This is a genomic window from Thiorhodococcus drewsii AZ1 (assembly GCF_000224065.1).
GTDB lineage: Bacteria > Pseudomonadota > Gammaproteobacteria > Chromatiales > Chromatiaceae > Imhoffiella > Imhoffiella drewsii.
The window spans coordinates 1-574 of record NZ_AFWT01000139.1 but is presented as its reverse complement, the minus strand read 5'-3'; the positions used below and the strand labels follow the sequence as shown (position 1 = coordinate 574).

Sequence of the window (574 nt, the reverse complement as noted above, 5' to 3'; positions counted from 1 at the left end):
GACATCCGAAACCCTCGACCGGCGGATCATTTCACCGAGCTGCTCGCCTTGCAGGCCGAGCTGATCAAGCTTCAGGACTGGGTGGAGCGACACGGGCGAGAAGATCGCCGTCATCTTCGAGGGCCGCGACGCCGCCGGTAAGGCGGGGTCATCAAGCGCATCACCCAACGGCTCAACCCGCGCGTCTGCCGGGTAGTCGCGCTCACCAAGCCGAGCGAGCGCGAACGCACCCAATGGTACTTCCAGCGCTATGTCCCTCACCTGCCCTCGGGCGGAGAGATCGTGCTCTTCGACCGCTCCTGGTACAACCGCTCCGGGGTCGAGCGGGTCATGGGCTTCGCCTCCGAGGATCAGGTCGAACAGTTCTTCCAGGATGTCCCAGAATTCGAGCGCATGCTGGTACGCTCTGGCATCCGGCTGATCAAATACTGGTTCTCGATCACGGACGAGGAGCAGCAGCTGCGCTTCCTGATGCGCATCCACGATCCGCTCAAGCAATGGAAGCTGAGCCCCATGGATCTGCAGTCACGCGTCCGCTGGGAGGCCTACACCAAGGCCAAGGAGGAGACCTTCG

Annotated in this window: 1 pseudogene; it reads left to right on the top strand. The window is 62.9% G+C overall.

The window, feature by feature from the left end:
- Nucleotides 1-25: 25 nt before the first annotated feature.
- Nucleotides 26-574 (top strand): annotated as a pseudogene (gene ppk2, locus THIDRDRAFT_RS23420) (polyphosphate kinase 2); the annotation flags it as partial.